This window comes from Streptomyces sp. NPDC003379 (genome assembly GCF_053589195.1).
Genome location: NZ_JBSFRK010000090.1, coordinates 1 through 16,395 on the forward strand (window position 1 = coordinate 1; position 16,395 = coordinate 16,395).

The following is a 16,395-nucleotide window of genomic DNA, read 5'->3' on the forward strand; positions in this document are numbered from 1 at the left end:
GCGGCCGCCCTGGTGGTGACCTCCTGCGCCTGCACCACCGTGGTGCGGGGCCCCGTCGACGTACCGACGCATGCGAGAGACGTATACGAGAAGAGTGGGCGCGACCGTCAGTCGGTGTGCGTGTCCGCCGCCTCGACCTCTTCGCGGGTGATGCCGAGGAGATAGAGGACGGTGTCCAGGAAGGGCACGTTCACCGCGGTGTGCGCGGCCTCGCGGACCACGGGCTTGGCGTTGAAGGCGACGCCGAGCCCCGCCGCGTTCAGCATGTCGAGGTCGTTCGCGCCGTCTCCGATCGCGACGGTCTGCTCCAGCGGGACCCCGGCCTCCATGGCGAAACGGCGCAGCAGCCGCGCCTTGCCCGCCCGGTCGACGATCTCGCCGGTCACCTTGCCGGTGAGCTTGCCGTCGACGATCTCCAAGGTGTTGGCCTGGGCGAAGTCGAGGCCGAGACGTTCCTTCAGATCATCCGTCACCTGGGTGAAACCGCCCGACACGACGCCCACTTGATAGCCGAGGCGCTTGAGGGTGCGGATGAGGGTGCGGGCGCCCGGTGTCAGCCGGACCTCGCAGCGGACCTTGTCCACGACCGAGGCGTCGAGGCCCGCGAGCAGCGCCACGCGCGCGTGCAGCGACTGCTCGAAGTCCAGCTCGCCGCGCATCGCGGCCGCCGTCACCTCGGCGACCTCGTCCTCACAGCCGGCGTGCGCGGCGAAGAGCTCGATGACCTCGTCCTGGATGAGCGTCGAGTCGACATCCATCACGACCAGCCGCTGCGCGCGGCGGTGCAGGCCCGCCGCGACCACCGCGACATCCACGCCGAGCTTCGCGGCCTCTATGGCGAGGGCGGTGCGCAGCGGCTCGGTCTCGGTGCCGGACACCGCGAACTCGACGGCGGTCACCGGATACTTGGCGAGCCGGAAGATACGGTCGATGTTGCCGCCGGTCCCGGTGATGCTCGCGGCGATCGCGGCCGTCGACTCCGAGGTCAGAGGGTGACCGAGTACGGTCACGAGCGAACGCCCGAGGCCGCGCGGCCGGTTGTCTCCGATGCCCGAGATGATCTCGGCCTGCATCTTCATGGACTCCGCCCAGCTGTGGACGGTGGCACGCAGGTCACCCTCCAGGCCGGCGGGCGGCTCGGTCACGAGCGCGCACAGGACTATCCGGCCGCGGGTGACGACCTGCTCGATGTCGACGACGTCGACGGAGTAGGCGGCGAGGGTATCGAAGAGGCCGGCGGTGAGGCCGGGGCGGTCCTTGCCGAAGATCTTGACGAGGAGTGTGGGGATTTCGGCGGGCTTAGGGGGCTGCGAAGCACTCATGGTGCTCCCTACGGTATCCGCCCCCTTCCTTTGGGTGCCTGGTGGTCCGCTTGCCGGACAGCGGTTGTTGTTCGGTTGTTGTTCGTGCCGCCGCTTCCGGCGATGCTCTCCCACCCACCCGTTTGCCCCGCGTTGCGAGGGCGAGGTGGGGGCCCAAGGCCCACACGCCACGTACCTCAGCGTGGCCTGCGGGGCGGGACATCCGGAGGTGGTGGGGGAGGCGGGGGTGGGGGAGGCCAGTCGCCCGATCGGGGGCGGGGGCGGTTCGGCCGGGGGCGGGGTGGCGGGACGAGCGGCGCCGCCACCGTCGGCGCGCCGGAGGCGTCCCGTGGGGGCCGTAGGTAAGGGTTGGTGTCAGGGTTCGGCGGACGGTGCGGCGTGCTGGGACGGTACGGGCCCGCCCCTTCCCGCGCGGCGGCGGGGACCACCTCATCCGGAGCCCGCGCCCCGGCCCCGGCCCCGACGCCGGCCAGAGCGAGAGGCGAAGCCCTCCCGCCCGCCGCCCCCGTGGCACACGCGAGCAGCGCCCCCGCCAGTCCCGCCGCGAACCCCCACGCCGCCCCGAGCAGCACCGCCATCCCCAGGCGCCCGTGCAGCTCGACCCCCGCGCCGAACGCGTCGAAGCCGAGTACCGACAGCGAGGCGTCGGCGGACACCCCGGTCAGCCACACCAGCAGCGGAAGCCCCGCCGCGGTCACGGCCCCGAGCCGCACCCCGCAGCGCCCGGCGAACCCCACAGCGCCGCCCGCCCAGGGCGTCCGCACCGCCGTGAGCACCCCCGCGAACAGCATCATCAGCACCGCGGCGACGCCCAACAGCCAGACTCTGCCGTCGAGTTCGGCGAGCCGCCCCAGCGTGAGCGCCTTGTCGGACGTCCCGGACAGCAGATCGTCCACCGGATCCGGCAGGAACCGCGCGAGCACGCCCGTCGCCCTGCCGTCCCAGGGGACGAAGAGCCCCACGGGGATACCGAGCCACACACCGTTCGGCGCCCCGAGCAGCGCAGCGCCGGCGATCCGCCGGGGATGGTCGTCGCCGATCATCGCGTACGCCGCCGCGGCGAGCCCCGCGGCGACCGCCACCAGGACCACCGTGACCAGCGCGGAAGCCGCGGGCCGCACCACCCGGTGCAGACCGCCGAGGCCGCGCGGCAGCGGCGTGCGGCGCGACGCGAGCAGCGCGATGAGCAGGACGCCGGCCGCCCAGGCCGTCCCGCCGAGCAGCGTCGGCGCCGTGTCGACGGTGAAGCCGACCGAGGCCTTCGCCTGCGCCAGGTCCCCGAGCCGGTCGGGGAGCAGCCCCCCGATGTCCCCGAGGCCCCCCGGCAGCTTGTCGCCGATGCCGCCGGGCAGCTGGTCGAGCCCTTCCTCGATCCCCTTGTCGATTCCCTTGTCGATGCCGAGCTGCTCGCCGTCGATCGTGATGACGTCGTGGCCCACCCAGGCGAGCCCGGCGAGCATCGCCAGGAAGAGGGCGATCACCGAGCCCGCACGCGCGATGAGTTCGGCGGGCGTGATGACCACACCGATCCCCCGCAGGGAACGCAGGAAGAAAGAGGCGAGGAGCAGCGCCCCCACCAGACCCACGCCGAGTGGCGCGATATCGATCGCCGTGGTCGCCTCGGCCTCGTCCAGGCCGAACGCCGACACGTCGCCGGACGGAGTGACCGAACCTCCCGCGCCGAGCGCCACCGTCGCGGCCGTCATCGGTCCGAGCGAGCCCACCGAGTCCGCGCCGAGCAGATGCAGCCCGAGCGCGGCCGTCCCCGCCATGCCGATCAGTGACCAGCTCACCGTGGCGATCGCGCAGAGCAGTACGTCGCCCCACCGCACGCCCCGGCCTTCACCTCTGTCTTCGCCGGCCTGCATCAGGACCCCCGAACCGCAGTGCGTCACCCTCTCACCACGGTGCTCACGTTTCACGCGATACATACGTTTTCACATATGTCCTGCGCGTAATGGCCGTGATGGGTGCTTACTACTCTCCGGGGCGATTTCTTCCCCGTCAACGGGGCAACCATGGGGGCCCGTACGCACTCTTCACAAGGCCCGACTTTCGGTCAGAGGCCTCAGCCTGAAATAGTTCCTCCCGATGTTCGACATCCCTAGACTCCCCACATGGGGGCTAGCTCGGGGGACAACTCAGTGGGGCATGGAGTGCCGGAACTCGTACTGGAATTGAATGGAAGGACCTGGACGCTCGATGCGTCCAGGCCATACACCCTCGGACGTGATCCGCAGGGAGACATAGCGCTCGACGACGCCAGGGTGTCCTGGCGTCACGCCACGATCAGCTGGAGCGGGCGCAGTTGGGTCATTGAGGACCACGGCAGTACCAACGGCACCTTCGTACAGGGCCAGCGGATCCACCAGATGGAGATCGGACCCGGTTCGGCCGTGCACCTCGGCAACGCGACCGACGGTCCGCGGCTGAACCTGTCCGGCAGCGCCGCGGCCGCGGCCGTGTCCGCGCCCCAGCAGCAGGCCGCACCTCAGCAGCAGCATGCCCAGCAGCCGCAGGCCCGGCAGGAGGCTCCCGGCTGGGCCGCGCAGGCCGCTCAGCAGCAGGCCCCGCACCAGCAGGCACCCCAGCAGCAGGTCCCGTACCAGCCGCAGCAGCAGGGCTGGCAGCAGCAGCAACACCAACCCCAGCAGCATCAGCCGCCGAAGCAGGCACACGTGCCGCAGCAGCAGAGCGGCCCTGCTGAGCAGTACGCGCAGAAGACCCCCGGTTCCGGCGGCGCCGCGGGGGCCCCGCCGGTCTACGGAGACCGCAGCCCGACGACGTTCCACCAGCTCGCACTCGGCCGCAAGATGCGGATCGGACGTGCCCTGGAGAACGAGCTGGTCGTCTCCGACCTGCAGGTCTCGCGCCACCACGCCGAGTTCACGGCGACGCCCGACGGCCGCTTCGAGATCCACGACCTCGGGTCGCACAACGGCACGTACGTCAACGGCCAGCCGATCGCGAAGTCCTCGACCGTCCTGCTCGGCCCGAACGACATCGTCGGCGTCGGCCACTCGACGTTCCGCCTCGTCGGCGGACAGCTCGAGGAGTTCGTCGACACCGGTGACGTCTCCTTCTCGGCCCGCCACCTCACGGTCACGGTCGACGGCGGCAAGCAGATCCTCAAGGACGTCTCCTTCGGCGTCCCGGAGAAGTCGCTCATCGCGGTGATCGGCCCCTCCGGTTCCGGCAAGTCCACCCTGCTCAAGGCGCTCACCGGCTACCGGCCCGCCAACCAGGGCGACGTCCTCTACGACAACCGGAACCTCTACAAGCAGTTCGCCGAGCTGCGCCAGCGCATCGGTCTGGTCCCGCAGGACGACATCCTGCACAAGGAACTGACCGTCAAGAAGGCCCTCAAGTACGCGGCCAAGCTGCGCTTCCCCGCCGACACCACGGAGGCCGAGCGCCAGTCCCGCATCGACGAGGTGCTGCGCGAGCTCAAGCTGGACATCCACAAGGAGAAGAAGGTCACCTCCCTCTCCGGTGGCCAGCGCAAGCGCGTGTCGGTCGCCCTGGAGCTGCTGACCAAGCCCTCGCTGATCTTCCTGGACGAGCCGACCTCCGGCCTCGACCCGGGCATGGACCGCGACGTCATGCAGCTGCTGCGCGGCCTCGCCGACGACGGCCGCACGGTCCTCGTCGTCACCCACTCCGTCGCCGAGCTGGCGATCTGCGACAAGCTGCTCGTCATGGCTCCGGGCGGCTCGGTGGCGTACTTCGGCCCGCCGGAGGAAGCCCTCAACTTCTTCGGCTACAGCACCTGGGCCGACGTGTTCTCCGCCTTCGAGAACTACCGCGACTACGACTGGGCGGGCCGCTGGAAGGGCTCGCAGCACTACCAGATGTACGCCGCGGACATCGACGCGGTCGCCGCGCAGTCCGTATCGATGCCGCCCCCGCAGGCGGTGAAGCCGCCCAAGCCGCAGGGCTGGGGCTCGCAGCTGTGGACCCTGATCCGCCGCTACACCTCGGTGATCGCCTCCGACAAGGGCTTCCTGGGCCTGATGGTGATCCTGCCCGCGGTCCTCGGCATCGTCAGCGTCGTCATCCCGGCCGACTTCGGCCTCGCCCCGCCCAAGCCGCCGAACAAGTTCAACGGCGACGCCGGCACGATCATGCTGATCCTCGCGGTCGGCATGTGCTTCTCCGGCGCGGCCAACTCCGTACGTGAGCTGATCAAGGAACGGGTCATCTACGAACGGGAACGGGCCACCGGCCTCTCCCGCTCGGCGTACCTCATGTCCAAGGTCATCGTCCTCGGCGTGATCACGGCCATCCAGGGCGTCATCATCTGCGGCATCGGCTTCGCCCCGCGCGAGCTGCCGGAAGAGGGCCTGATCATGCCGCCGGCCCTGGAGATCTGCCTGACGATCATCGCGCTCGGCTTCACCTCGATGATGTTCGGCCTGGTCATCTCCTCGCTGGTGAAGACCGCCGAGAAGACCATGCCGCTGCTGGTCATGTTCGCCATCGTCCAGGTCGTCTTCACCGGCGTCCTCTTCCAGGTCTACGGCTCGCCGGGCCTGGAGCAGTTCGCCTGGCTGATGCCGTCGCGCTGGGCCATCGCGGGCGCGGGCTCCACACTGGACCTCGCGCACCTGATGCCGCCGTGGGACGCGAAGAACCCCACCGACCTCGACCCCCTGTGGGAGCACTCGGCCGGACAGTGGGGCATGAACGTCACGATCCTGCTCGCACTCGGCGTCATCTGCGGCTTCGCCGTCGCGCGCCTGCTGCGCCGCCACGAGCCGGAGGTCATGCGCAAGTAGGCATGTCCGTACGTACGAGAAGGGCGGCACCCCGCGTGGGGTGCCGCCCTTCGGCGTCCGTGAACCTCATCTTCGGCTGAAGAGGTCCGTTGATCAGGCGATCAAGGCTCAGTAGGCGCCGTTCACGTTGTCCATCGAGCCGTACCGGTCGGCGGCGTAGTTGGCCGCGGCCGTGATGTTGGCGACCGGGTCGTAGATGTTCGTCGAGGTGCCCTCTACGTGGTACGCGTCGAACGTCGGCTGGATGACCTGGAGCAGGCCGATCGACGGGGTGCCGTTGATGGCGTTGATGTCCCAGCCGTTGACGGCGTTCGGGTTGCCCGAGGACTCCCGGATGATGTTGCGGTGCAGACCCTCGTAGGAGCCGGGGATGCCCTTGGCCCGCATGATGTCCAGGGACTGGCGTATCCAGCCGTCGAGGTTGTTGGCGTAGACGGGCTTGCGGGCGGCGGCGCGGCTCGCCGTCTCCTTGGCCTTGCGCTCGTCCTCCGCCCTCTTCTTGGCGGCGGCCTCGTCGGCGGCCCTCTTGTCGGCGGCGGCCTTCGCGGCGGCGTCCTTGGCCTGCTTGTCGGCGTTCGACTGCTGCTTGGAGACGCTGGCGTGGACCGTCTTCTGGGCGCCGGTGGAGGCGGCGAAGGCGACGGGGGAGACGTCGGTGGACCGGGCTCCGGCCTCGGAGCCGCCCGGCACGAGGGAGAAGGCGAGAGCGGCGGCGCCGAGCGTGGCGACACCGGCGATCGAGAACTTCTGGGTCTTGGTCACGCTGGCGCGACTATGACCGGGGGTGCGCTGGGACATGCGTAAGGGACCTCTTCGGATAGCGGAGGTCGCTCTCGTCCGGTGGGGGACAGTTCTGCTTCTCCGGCACAAACGCCGCGGTGGGGGACCGCGGCGTCGAGCGACGGAGCAATTCTTAGCGGCAGCAAAATTCTGTGGCAAAGAAGTGACGTACGATGCCGCATAGTGGATCAGGGGCTGGGCAAGAGGCCTTGACGGCCATGCATTCCCGCCGGGATAAGGGATTCCTTATCCACTAGGGGCCTTCGTACGTGATGTTCGTCCTATGCGCGGGCTCACATCGGTCACGTAACAGCCTCACCAGGAGTTGCCGCAGCAACACTCTCCGTAAGGTCCGCTGCCGCTGACCCCTCCTCCCTATATAGGCCTAGGCCCCGCGGCCTAGGTGGGGGCCTCCACAGGACGGATACGCACTGTCACACCCCGCCGGTACGGTGTGGCCATGAGTCAAGGACCCCGATCCGGCCTGGACGCGGTGAGCGCCGCGCTGCTCGCCATGAGCAGGCATCTGGAGGTGCGCGACGTCCTCAAGACGATCGTCGCCTCGGCCCGCGAGCTGCTCGACGCCGAGTACGCCGCGCTCGGGGTACCCGACGACCACGGAGGCTTCGCCCAGTTCGTCGTCGACGGCGTCAGCGACGAGCAGTGGAAGGCCATCGGCCCACTGCCCAGACAGCACGGCATCCTCGCCGCGATGCTCCAGAAGGCCGAGCCCGAACGTCTCGCGGACGTGCGCGAGGACCCCCGCTTCGAGGGCTGGCCCTCCGCCCACCCGGACATGTCCGACTTCCTGGGCCTCCCGATCCGCTACGGCGACGAGACGCTCGGCGCGCTCTTCCTCGCCAACAAGAAGTGCCCCAGGCCCCAGGGCGGCTGCGGCTTCACCGCGGACGACGAGGAGCTGCTCTCCCTCCTCGCCCAGCACGCCGCGATCGCCCTCACCAACGCCCGCCTGTACGAGCGCAGCCGCGAGCTGACCATCGCCGAGGAGCGCTCCCGCCTCGCCCACGAGCTGCACGACGCCGTCAGCCAGAAGCTCTTCTCCCTGCGCCTGACGGCCCAGGCCGCCGCGGCCCTCGTCGACCGCGACCCGACCCGCGCCAAGGGTGAACTGCAGCAGGTCGCGGTCCTCGCCGCCGAAGCCGCCGACGAGCTGCGCGCGGCCGTCGTGGAGCTGCGCCCCGCCGCCCTCGACGAGGACGGCCTGGTGGCCACACTGCGTACGCACACACAGGTGCTGCACCGCGCGCACTCCGCCGAGGTCACCTTCGAGAGCAATGGCGTACGCGCGTTGCCCGCCTCCCAGGAGGAGGCCATGCTGCGGGTCGCCCAGGAGGCCCTGCACAACGCCCTGCGCCACTCCGGCGCCGAGCGGGTCACGGTGCTCCTGGACAAGCGGGGCGCCGGAGCCGCCCTGCGCGTCGTCGACGACGGCACGGGCTTCGACCCGAAGGCGATACGGCGCGCCGGGCGCCACTTGGGCCTGGTCTCCATGAGGGACCGGGCGAGCGGGGTCGGCGGACGGCTGACCGTGGAATCGGAGCCCGGCAAGGGCACCACGATCGAGATGGAGGTCCCCGGTGGCTGACATGGTGCTCAACGCGAGGACAAGGATCCGGGTCCTGCTGGTCGACGACCACCAGGTGGTCCGCCGGGGCCTGCGGACGTTCCTGGAGATCCAGGACGACATCGAGGTCGTCGGCGAGGCGTCCGACGGCGCCGAAGGAGTCGCGCGGACCGAGGAGCTGAAGCCGGACGTCGTCCTGATGGACGTCAAGATGCCCGGCATGGACGGCGTCGAGGCGCTGCGCAAGCTCCGCGAACTGGCCAACCCCGCGCGCGTGCTCATCGTCACCAGCTTCACCGAGCAGCGCACGGTCGTCCCGGCCCTGCGCGCGGGCGCCGCGGGGTACGTCTACAAGGACGTCGACCCGGACGCCCTCGCCGGCGCCATCCGCTCGGTGCACGCGGGACACGTCCTGCTGCAGCCCGAGGTGGCGGGCGCGCTGCTCTCCCAGGAGGAGGCCAACGGCAGCCAGGGCAGGGGCGGCTCGCTGACGGAGCGCGAGCGCGAGGTCCTCTGCCTGATCGCCGACGGCCGCTCGAACCGCGAGATCGCCCGCGCCCTCGTCCTCTCCGAGAAGACCGTCAAGACGCACGTCTCGAACATCCTGATGAAGCTGGACCTGGCCGACCGCACCCAGGCCGCGCTCTGGGCCGTACGCCATGGCGTGACCGGCTGACCGCCTGACCGCCTGCCGGGCTGTCCAAGCGGACCGTCGTCTTCCGGGATGAGATTCATACCGTCGTGTGAGTGTCACCCGAATGGCGCAACCCGCGCGCCGCCCGGCCGTTCTCCAGTGCGTGCTGCGACGGCCGGTCGCAGCGATCGCAAGGAGGGTCCAGAAGTGAAGAACCTGAAGAAGGCCGCGGCCGTCACGATGGTGGCCGGTGGACTGGTAGCGGCCGGCGCCGGCATGGCCTCCGCCCACGGCGGCGCGGAGGCCCACGGCACCGCCAAGAACTCCCCGGGCGTCCTCTCCGGCAACCTGGTCCAGGCCCCGGTCCATGTCCCGGTGAACGCCTGCGGCAACACCATCACCGTCATCGGCGCCCTGAACCCGACGTTCGGAAACCTCTGCGGGAACCTCTGATCGCACCCACGCGATCCACCGGCAGCGCGCCCGCGCCCGGTTTCACGGCCGACCGGCCCTGCGACGCTCCGTCCGCGGGGCCGGTCCCTTCTCCGCACCCCCCACCGCGCCGCACGACCCCCGACCCCGCAGCCCGCGTCGCCCATGCCAGCAGGAGGAGCACTTCCCATGAACAGCACCGCCGAGAAGACCGCCTCGGACGCCCAGGCCCACGGCACCGCCAAGGACTGGCCGGGCGTCGGCTCCGGCAACCTCGCCGAGGCACCGGTCCACGTCCCCGTCAACGCCACAGGCGACAGCGCCACCGCGATCGGCGCGCTCAACCCCGCCTTCGGCAACGCCTCGGCGAACCACTGACGCACCTCTCCCTCAAGCACAGAAGGCCCCGCGGTTCCCCGGCCCGCGGGGCCTTCACCTGCGCCCCGCGACCCCGCGCCCCGCCCAGCCCCCCTCTCTCAGCGCCGCTCCCGCTCCTCCACGTACGCGTTGTAGGCGGCCACCTGCGCCCGCCTGGCCGTCCGCTCCACCGGACGCAGCGCCTGCCCCCGCGCGGCCATCTCCGAGGCGCTCACGGCGCCGCCATGGCCGTTCTCGTACGCCAGCGAAATCAGCAGACCGACCCGCTGCGCCAGCTCCAACACCCGTACGGCACGCGGCGGATACCCCGGCGCCAGCATCTCGCGGCCCGCCTCCGCCCGCGCCCGGTACGCGTCGAGCGCCGCCTCCGCGACCGGCCCCGACCCCGCGACATCGAGCCGGGAAAGCACCCGCGTCGCCTCCCGCAGCGCCTCCGCGAGCTCCCGCTCCGCCTCGCCCAGCGAGGGCACATCGGCGGGCGGCGCCTCACGGACCGGCAGACAGTGCCAGAGGACCTCCACGTGCACGTCGCCCTCCGGCCCGGCCTCGTACACCTCCGGCACGAGCCCGAAGGGCGCCCCGAACGCGACGACTGCCTCCTCCGCCTCCAGGGCGCGCGCGTTGAACTCCGGCGGCCCGCTCAGCCCGAGCGGATGCCCAGGGGCGGGCAGCGCCACCCGGAAGCCCGTCACGCCCAGCGTGCGCAAGCGCCCCATCGCGAGCGTCAGGCCGACGGGGCCCGACTCCCCGGGAAGTCCTTCGACCCGGTGCACCGCGTCCTCGCCGACCATCGCGAGCACCGCGTCATCCGGAGAAACAAGTCCGGCCAAAAGGGCGTTTCCCCATGCGGCCAGAGATCCTGAGCGTGGTTCCGAGAGCATGCACACAGCCTAAGGACCGGCCTCACGACAGGAACGCCCGACCAGTGGCGTAGGTTTTATCCGGGGGCCGCGTCCACCGGCGCGAGCGACGACCGAGACTGCAATGGGAGACAGCGCGCTCATGAGCGATGTACTGGAGCTTGAGGACGTATCTGTGGTCCGCGAGGGCCGGGCTCTGGTGGACCAGGTCTCCTGGTCGGTCAAGGAAGGGGAGCGCTGGGTCATCCTCGGCCCGAACGGCGCGGGCAAGACCACCCTCCTCAACGTCGCGTCCAGCTACCTCCACCCGAGCACCGGCACCGCCACCATCCTCGGCGAGACCCTCGGCAAGCCCGGCACCGACGTCTTCGAACTCCGCCCGCGCATCGGCGTCGCCGGCATCGCGATGGCGGAGAAGCTGCCCAAGCGCCAGACCGTCCTGCAGACGGTCCTCACCGCCGCGTACGGCATGACCGCCGGCTGGCACGAGAACTACGAGGACGTGGACGAGCAGCGCGCCCGCGCCTTCCTCGACCGCCTCGGCATGAGCGACTACCTCGACCGCAGGTTCGGCACCCTCTCCGAGGGTGAGCGCAAGCGCACCCTGATCGCCCGCGCCCTGATGACCGACCCCGAGCTGCTCCTCCTCGACGAGCCCGCCGCGGGCCTCGACCTCGGCGGCCGTGAAGACCTCGTACGCCGCCTCGGCCGCCTCGCCCGCGACCCGATCGCCCCCTCGATGATCATGGTCACGCACCACGTCGAGGAGATCGCCCCCGGCTTCACCCACGTCCTGATGATCCGCCAGGGCAAGGTCCTCGCCGCGGGCCCGCTGGAGCTGGAGCTCACCTCCCGCAACCTCTCCCTCTGCTTCGGCCTCCCGCTCGTCGTCGAGCAGCGCAACGACCGCTGGACCGCCACGGGACTGCCCCTCTCCTGAGGGGCGTGCCGGCCGGACTGATCGCGCCCTGTCCCGGAGGGGACCCCCGGTCCTACGATGACCACGTGGACATCGACGCATGGGTGTGGTGGCTGATCGGCGCCGCCGCGCTCGGAATCCCGCTCGTACTGACCGCGATGCCGGAGCTCGGCATGCTCGCCGTGGGCGCCGTCGCGGCCGCCGTGACCGCCGGCCTCGGCGGCGACACGGTCCTTCAGGTCGTCGTCTTCGCCGCGGTCTCGGTCGCGCTCATCGCCGTCGTACGCCCCATCGCGACCCGGCACCGAGCGCAACGGCCCGAACTGGCCACCGGGGTCGAGGCGTTGAAGGGCAAGTCGGCCGTCGTCCTGGAACGGGTCGACGGCTCCGGCGGCCGCATCAAGCTCGCGGGCGAGATCTGGTCGGCGCGCGCGCTCGACACGGACCGCGCCTACGAGGCGGGCCAAGAGGTGGACGTCGTCGAGATCGACGGAGCGACGGCCATCGTCCTATGAATGCCCCACGGGCCGTGCGGCGGTCTGACAGACTCGACCAGCAAGATCTTTGAGATCCCGCAGATCCTCGGGATCCCGCGCACAGACGCCGAGGCATGAAGGGTACGGGGAGTCACGATGAAACCCATCATCATCGTCCTGATCATTCTGGTGGTGCTGGTCTTCATCGCCCTGATCAAGACCATCCAGGTCATCCCACAGGCCAGCGCCGCCATCGTCGAGCGCTTCGGCCGCTACACACGCACGCTGAACGCCGGCCTGAACATCGTCGTCCCGTTCATCGACTCGATCCGCAACCGCATCGACCTCCGTGAACAGGTCGTCCCCTTCCCGCCCCAGCCGGTGATCACCCAGGACAACCTGGTGGTCAACATCGACACGGTCATCTATTACCAGGTGACCGACGCCAGGGCCGCGACGTACGAAGTCGCCAGCTACATCCAGGCGATCGAGCAGCTCACCGTCACCACCCTGCGCAACATCATCGGTGGCATGGACCTGGAGCGGACCCTGACCTCCCGCGAGGAGATCAACGCGGCCCTGCGCGGCGTCCTCGACGAGGCCACCGGCAAGTGGGGCATCCGCGTCAACCGCGTCGAGCTCAAGGCGATCGAGCCGCCGACCTCCATCCAGGACTCGATGGAGAAGCAGATGCGCGCCGACCGCGACAAGCGCGCCGCGATCCTCCAGGCCGAGGGTGTACGGCAGTCGGAGATCCTGCGCGCCGAGGGTGAGAAGCAGTCCGCGATCCTGCGCGCCGAGGGCGAGGCCAAGGCCGCGGCCCTGCGCGCCGAGGGCGAGGCCCAGGCGATCCGTACGGTCTTCGAGTCCATCCACGCCGGTGACGCGGACCAGAAGCTCCTCGCGTACCAGTACCTCCAGATGCTCCCGAAGATCGCCGAGGGCGACGCGAACAAGCTCTGGATCGTGCCCAGCGAGATCGGCGACGCCCTCAAGGGCCTCGGCGGAGCACTCGGAAACTTCGGCCCCATGGGCGGCGGTTCGAGCCCCTCGCAGGGCAAGGAGCGCCGCGAACAGCCGCCGATCGACTGACGCGGAGCCCTACGCCGCGGGCTGCGCCAGCCACCCCGGCAGGGAGGCCAGCTCATCCCGCCCGAGCGACAGGAGCATCGCGTCGGCCGGCGTCGGCTCGAACGGCTGCCGGAGCAACGGCATCCCCGCCTCCTCCGGCGTCCGGTTGGCTTTGCGGTGATTGTCCATCGCGCACGAAGCCACCGTGTTCAGCCAGGAGTCGGCGCCCCCCTTCGACCGCGGCACCACATGGTCCACCGTCGTCGCGCGCCTGCCGCAGTACGCGCACCGGTGCTGGTCCCGGACGAGGACACCCCGCCTCGACCACGGCGCCTGTCTTCGGAACGGCACCCGTACGTATCTGCAGAGCCTGATCACCCGCGGCACCGGAATGACGACCTCCGCCGCGCGCACACGGAGTCCGGGGTGGGCCTGTTCGACCACGGCCTTGTCCTGGAGCACCAGAACGACGGCTCGGTTGAGCGTCACCGTCGAGAGCGGCTCGAAGCTCGCGTTCAGCACCAGCGTGTCCCGCATCAACCTGCCCACCTCCCGTATGCACCGGCCCACCCCCTGGCGGGCTTGGATCAACTCTGGCCGGGCACGCCGAGATGGACAACGCAATAAAAAATGCCCGTCTCTGATCACTTCCATGACCAGAGACGGGCAAACAGTCCGTGAACGCTCAGTTCACGTTCACAACGGAACTCAGCTCCCGGCGGGGACGCCGTACTCGGCGATCACGTGCGCACGCGCGAGCGTGTGGAACCGGAGGTTGAACCCCACGACCGCCGGCGAGGCGTCCGAGTCCGGCCCCAGCTTCTCCTGGTCCACCGCGTACACGGTGAACACATAGCGGTGCGCCGGGTCGCCGGGCGGCGGGGCGGCACCTCCGAAGTCCTTCGACCCGTAGTCGTTGCGCACCTGCACCGCACCCTCGGGCAGCCCCTCGAACTTGCCGCTGCCCGCTCCGGCCGGCAGCTCGGTGACCGACGCCGGGATGTCGAAGACGGTCCAGTGCCAGAACCCGCTGCCCGTAGGGGCATCAGGGTCGAAGCACGTCACGGCGAAGCTCTTGGTCTCCGGCGGAAAGCCCTCCCACCGCAGCTGCGGCGAGGTGTTCCCGCCCGACTGGACCTGAGCGTCCTTAAGTACCGCCCCCGGCTCGACGTCCTCGCTAGCGACCGTGAACGACGGCACGGGCGGGTGGAAGTCGTGGGGAAGCGGCGGCCTCTTCAGCTCGGTCACGTGAGCACCTCCTGGTTGATTGCTGTGCGTCCGAGCCTAGAACCAGTTGCGCTTGCTGCCGACCTGGGACAGCCACTCGTTCAGGTACGCCGTCCAGTCCGTGCCCTGGAAGTCGTTCAGACCCACCTTGAACGACCGGAACGAGTCGCTGCCCTCACTGAACAGACCCGGCTTCTTGTCCATCTCCAGGACGACGTCCATCTCCCGGTCGTCCGCGACGAAGCTCAACTCGACCTGGTTGAGGCCGCGGTACTGCTGCGGCGGGTAGAACTCGATCTCCTGGTAGAACGGCAGCTTCTGCCGCGTACCGCGGATGTGACCGCGCTCCATGTCGGCGTTCTTGAAGCGGAAGCCCAGCTGGATGAAGGCGTCCAGAATGGCCTGCTGCGCCGGCAGCGGGTGCACGTTGATCGGGTCCAGGTCACCGGAGTCCACGGCGCGCGCGATCTCCAGCTCGGTGGTCACACCGATGTTCATGCCGCGCAGCTGCTGCCCGTCGATGCTCGTGACCGGCGTCTCCCAGGGGATCTCCAGGCCGAACGGCACCGCGTGCACCTCGTTGGCCAGGAGCGTGAAGGCGCCGCCGAGCCGCAGCTTGGTGAACTCGATGTCCTGCTTGGTCTCCTGGTCGTTGCCCTCGACCTCGACCCGGGCCTGCAGACCGACGGAGAGCCCCTCGATCTGCTGGTCCACCGACCCGCCCTGGATGCGCACCTCACCCTGGACCACGCCGCCCGGGACCACATTGACCTCGGTCAGCACGGTCTCGACCGAGGCACCTCCGGCCCCCAGACTCGCGAGCAGCTTCTTGAACCCCATGACTCTCCTCTTCGAATGGAATCTTTGATCGGTACAAACGCGAGGGAACCCCACCCGGTTCCGCGTCACCACCCTGGCGACCGAGCGCCCCGATGGCCATCCGTATATACGGACCAGGTGCGCTACGCTCGTAAGGCATGATCGCGACCCCTGACCGTACGCCTCTGAGCCGAGACTTCTTCGACCGCCCCGTCCTGGAGGTCGCCCGGGACCTCCTGGGACGCGTCCTTGTACGCGACTCGGACGAAGGGCCGATCGAGCTCCGCCTGACAGAGGTGGAGGCATACGCCGGTGAAGTCGACCCCGGCTCGCACGCCTACCGCGGCCGCACACCCCGCAACGACGTGATGTTCGGTCCGCCGGGACATGTGTACGTCTACTTCACCTACGGCATGTGGCACTGCATGAACCTGGTGTGCGGCCCGGAGGGCATGGCGAGCGCGGTCCTGCTGCGGGCCGGCGAGATCACCGTGGGCGCCGAGCTGGCCCGCAAGCGTCGACTCTCGGCCCGTAACGACAAGGAACTGGCCAAAGGCCCGGCCCGCCTGGCCACCGCCCTCGATGTGGACCGAAGCCTCGACGGCGCGGACCTCTGCGGAGACCCGGACAGTCCCTTCACGGTCCTCGCGGGCACTCCCGTCGAGGCCGACCAGGTCAGTGAGGGTCCCCGCACCGGAGTAGGAGGGGAGGGGTCGGTCCACCCCTGGCGGTTCTGGACGGCCAACGACCCTACGGTCAGCCCCTATCGGGCCCACGCGCCCCGTCGCCGCCGAACTTGACGCGGCCTGGGGGCCTCCGTAATGTAGTCCGAGCCGCTTGAACCGGTCACGGCAATCTGCCGGGAGCTGGAAGCGGCCAACCACTACCTACGACTTCCCCTCGGCGGGGGCTTGTTCCGCATGCTCGCATGTCGGAATTCGAACCCGCGGAACTCGATTATGAGTTGCGGAGGGAATCCGCTAACGTAGTGAACACGCCGAAAGGCAAAGGCCCTCCAACGGCCACCGGAAATGAAATCCGAACCGGAAACGGAACGGAAAACGGATCTGGTAAGGTTGGAAACACGAAATACCGAAGGGAAGCGCCCGGAGGA

At 69.8% G+C, this 16,395-nt stretch carries 17 protein-coding genes; 10 read left to right on the forward strand and 7 right to left on the reverse strand.

Annotated features, from left to right (window positions below; translation table 11 throughout):
• Window positions 1–107: 107 nt before the first annotated feature.
• Both serB and ACWDVB_RS39125 read right to left on the reverse strand, forming a co-directional pair.
• The gene (serB, locus tag ACWDVB_RS39120; RefSeq protein WP_451519755.1) at window positions 108–1,322 is read right to left on the reverse strand and encodes a phosphoserine phosphatase SerB; all 1,215 of its coding nucleotides are present in this window, start codon (window positions 1,320–1,322) and stop codon (window positions 108–110) included.
• A 176-nt stretch (window positions 1,323–1,498) separates the two neighbouring features.
• Window positions 1,499–3,190: a streptophobe family protein gene (locus ACWDVB_RS39125; protein WP_451519756.1), complete on the reverse strand. Its 1,692-nt coding sequence runs from the start codon at window positions 3,188–3,190 to the stop codon at window positions 1,499–1,501.
• Window positions 3,191–3,439: 249 nt separating this feature from the next.
• Here ACWDVB_RS39125 and ACWDVB_RS39130 point away from each other — a divergent pair, with 249 nt between their 5' ends.
• Window positions 3,440–6,100 carry an FHA domain-containing protein gene (locus ACWDVB_RS39130; RefSeq protein ID WP_451519757.1) on the forward strand — a complete coding sequence of 887 codons (2,661 nt, stop codon included), beginning with the start codon at window positions 3,440–3,442 and terminating at the stop codon, window positions 6,098–6,100.
• A gap of 108 nt (window positions 6,101–6,208) precedes the next feature.
• Here the strand turns inward: ACWDVB_RS39130 and ACWDVB_RS39135 are convergent, their stop codons facing one another.
• Window positions 6,209–6,898 (reverse strand): transglycosylase SLT domain-containing protein, encoded by a 690-nt coding sequence (locus tag ACWDVB_RS39135; protein ID WP_451519758.1) that lies wholly within the window; start codon window positions 6,896–6,898, stop codon window positions 6,209–6,211.
• A gap of 442 nt (window positions 6,899–7,340) precedes the next feature.
• Here ACWDVB_RS39135 and ACWDVB_RS39140 point away from each other — a divergent pair, with 442 nt between their 5' ends.
• The 4 genes from ACWDVB_RS39140 (at window position 7,341) to ACWDVB_RS39155 (ending at window position 9,909) form a co-directional block, all read left to right on the forward strand.
• The gene (locus ACWDVB_RS39140; RefSeq protein ID WP_451519759.1) at window positions 7,341–8,486 is read left to right on the forward strand and encodes a GAF domain-containing sensor histidine kinase; all 1,146 of its coding nucleotides are present in this window, start codon (window positions 7,341–7,343) and stop codon (window positions 8,484–8,486) included.
• A 1-nt stretch (window position 8,487) separates the two neighbouring features.
• A complete protein-coding gene (locus ACWDVB_RS39145; protein WP_451519770.1) occupies window positions 8,488–9,141 on the forward strand; it encodes a response regulator in 654 nt (217 codons plus the stop codon).
• A gap of 165 nt (window positions 9,142–9,306) precedes the next feature.
• Window positions 9,307–9,552 carry a chaplin gene (locus ACWDVB_RS39150; protein ID WP_451519760.1) on the forward strand — a complete coding sequence of 82 codons (246 nt, stop codon included), beginning with the start codon at window positions 9,307–9,309 and terminating at the stop codon, window positions 9,550–9,552.
• Window positions 9,553–9,720: 168 nt separating this feature from the next.
• On the forward strand, window positions 9,721–9,909 hold the full coding sequence (locus tag ACWDVB_RS39155) for a chaplin (RefSeq protein WP_451519761.1): 189 nt from the start codon (window positions 9,721–9,723) through the stop codon (window positions 9,907–9,909).
• Window positions 9,910–10,007: 98 nt separating this feature from the next.
• Here ACWDVB_RS39155 and ACWDVB_RS39160 read toward each other — a convergent pair whose 3' ends face one another.
• A complete protein-coding gene (locus ACWDVB_RS39160) occupies window positions 10,008–10,790 on the reverse strand; it encodes a hypothetical protein (RefSeq protein ID WP_451519762.1) in 783 nt (260 codons plus the stop codon).
• Between the two features lie 121 nt (window positions 10,791–10,911).
• Between ACWDVB_RS39160 and ACWDVB_RS39165 the strand changes: the two genes are divergently transcribed.
• From ACWDVB_RS39165 to ACWDVB_RS39175, 3 genes are all read left to right on the forward strand, one after another.
• A complete protein-coding gene (locus ACWDVB_RS39165) occupies window positions 10,912–11,709 on the forward strand; it encodes an ABC transporter ATP-binding protein (RefSeq protein WP_451519763.1) in 798 nt (265 codons plus the stop codon).
• Between the two features lie 65 nt (window positions 11,710–11,774).
• Window positions 11,775–12,203 carry an NfeD family protein gene (locus ACWDVB_RS39170; protein WP_451519764.1) on the forward strand — a complete coding sequence of 143 codons (429 nt, stop codon included), beginning with the start codon at window positions 11,775–11,777 and terminating at the stop codon, window positions 12,201–12,203.
• A gap of 117 nt (window positions 12,204–12,320) precedes the next feature.
• A complete protein-coding gene (locus ACWDVB_RS39175) occupies window positions 12,321–13,256 on the forward strand; it encodes an SPFH domain-containing protein (protein ID WP_451519765.1) in 936 nt (311 codons plus the stop codon).
• Between the two features lie 9 nt (window positions 13,257–13,265).
• On the opposite strand, the gene ACWDVB_RS39180 is transcribed toward ACWDVB_RS39175, so the two are convergent.
• From ACWDVB_RS39180 to ACWDVB_RS39190, 3 genes are all read right to left on the reverse strand, one after another.
• Window positions 13,266–13,772 carry an HNH endonuclease gene (locus ACWDVB_RS39180; protein ID WP_451519766.1) on the reverse strand — a complete coding sequence of 169 codons (507 nt, stop codon included), beginning with the start codon at window positions 13,770–13,772 and terminating at the stop codon, window positions 13,266–13,268.
• A gap of 171 nt (window positions 13,773–13,943) precedes the next feature.
• Window positions 13,944–14,483 (reverse strand): YbhB/YbcL family Raf kinase inhibitor-like protein, encoded by a 540-nt coding sequence (locus ACWDVB_RS39185; protein WP_451519767.1) that lies wholly within the window; start codon window positions 14,481–14,483, stop codon window positions 13,944–13,946.
• A gap of 36 nt (window positions 14,484–14,519) precedes the next feature.
• On the reverse strand, window positions 14,520–15,302 hold the full coding sequence (locus ACWDVB_RS39190; protein WP_451519768.1) for a sporulation protein: 783 nt from the start codon (window positions 15,300–15,302) through the stop codon (window positions 14,520–14,522).
• A gap of 137 nt (window positions 15,303–15,439) precedes the next feature.
• Between ACWDVB_RS39190 and ACWDVB_RS39195 the strand changes: the two genes are divergently transcribed.
• Together ACWDVB_RS39195 and ACWDVB_RS39200 are read left to right on the forward strand one after the other, a co-directional pair.
• Window positions 15,440–16,081 carry a DNA-3-methyladenine glycosylase gene (locus ACWDVB_RS39195; protein ID WP_451519769.1) on the forward strand — a complete coding sequence of 214 codons (642 nt, stop codon included), beginning with the start codon at window positions 15,440–15,442 and terminating at the stop codon, window positions 16,079–16,081.
• A gap of 128 nt (window positions 16,082–16,209) precedes the next feature.
• Window positions 16,210–16,395: hypothetical protein (locus ACWDVB_RS39200; protein ID WP_451612047.1), on the forward strand; the 186-nt coding region annotated here is incomplete at its 3' end.